The 1,244-nt window shown below is 30.7% G+C and carries 1 protein-coding gene; it reads right to left on the bottom strand.

The window, feature by feature from the left end:
- Positions 1 to 192 precede the first annotated feature (192 nt).
- Complete coding sequence (locus tag BFP75_RS01945) at positions 193 to 768, bottom strand: GIN domain-containing protein (RefSeq protein ID WP_099542996.1); 576 nt, start codon at positions 766 to 768, stop codon at positions 193 to 195.
- Positions 769 to 1,244 lie beyond the last annotated feature (476 nt).

Genomic DNA, 1,244 nt, shown 5'->3' with positions numbered 1-1,244 from the left:
GGCCATGGGTACCGTAACGTTAAAGCCACGACTAGGTGAAGGAAGGTATGCGACTATTGATTCTTCTATCATATCTTTGTCAAGAATAAAGTACATAAAGGGTTGTTTTGGTTTGACTTATGTTTCACAACACAAATCTCTGCAACCCTGTCTTTCGATCCAAAAAAAGTTTAAACCACTTCAATATGAACTCTACTTATAGATTAGACTTATACCTTCTGAGACTTTTTTATTTCTATTTGTTTCAAGGTTTGCAGTGTTGATAATTCCAATGCCATTAATTTTTAAATTTGAAGTATCTGCGTAACCGGAAACAGTCAAATTTGATATTCCATTAAAATCAAATTTGAGGTTATTTACAGAAACTTTCAGATTTCCAGATATTACACCAACTCCGCTAATAACTAAATCTTTTTGATTTATTTTATCATCTGAAGAAAGAGATATGGTTCCGGTAAGTATTAAATTTGATATTCCTGAATGATTTAGGTAAATAATATATTTTGGATTTTTACAAAAGCCACATTCTTTTTTATTTGAAATATATAATTCGCCATTTCGAACTTCCGTCCTTAAATTGGAATTATCCGAGAAATTCTTTGACATGACTTCAATCGAATGTTTAGATCCTTTTATTAAATGAAGCTCAATATTACCAACAAGATTTACTTTATAAAATTCTTCTAATTCTCGAATTTCTTTTTTATTTATAGTGTTACAACTGATTAATAATATCCCAAGTAGCGCAAAACCTATATATTTTTTCATTGCATTATATTTTTATTATTAAATTAAGGTAGATGCAATATGCATTATACCTGTCAGTGTTAACAAGAATTTTAATTGTAACGTCGTAATGGATGCTTGAACTGTAATGAATCAATTTGTTTTAATTAATATTTCTTCAAAATCAACTTTTTTGTTGGGTTCTGAATAATTTTTTCTAAGCGAGCCAAAAGCATACGGGCAGCCTGTTTTGGAAATAAGGTTCATTTGTATCAATGAAATTTTTAGTTACTATCTTTACATTACTAATTTTACCAAAAATATTCAGCAACTGTTATAATTCCCCCCAAAAATAGGACAGTAAGTTAAGTTTAATTTTTAATCTAAATTTACTGTATTATGACACGCAGGAAACACACATCGAAATTCAAGTTCAAGGTGGTGCTGGAGGCGCTATCGGAACGTTTTACCATCCAAGAGCTGGGCAGGAAGTACGAGATCCACCCTACGCAGATAAC

Source organism: Maribacter sp. 4G9 (assembly GCF_002742265.1).
Lineage (GTDB): Bacteria > Bacteroidota > Bacteroidia > Flavobacteriales > Flavobacteriaceae > Maribacter.
This window is presented reverse-complemented; position numbering and strand designations above follow the sequence as displayed.

Excerpts from the sequence above, each read along its gene's own strand:
- BFP75_RS01945 (WP_099542996.1), bottom strand. The coding sequence starts at position 768 with ATGAAAAAATATATAGGTTTTGCGCTACTTGGGATATTATTAATCAGT.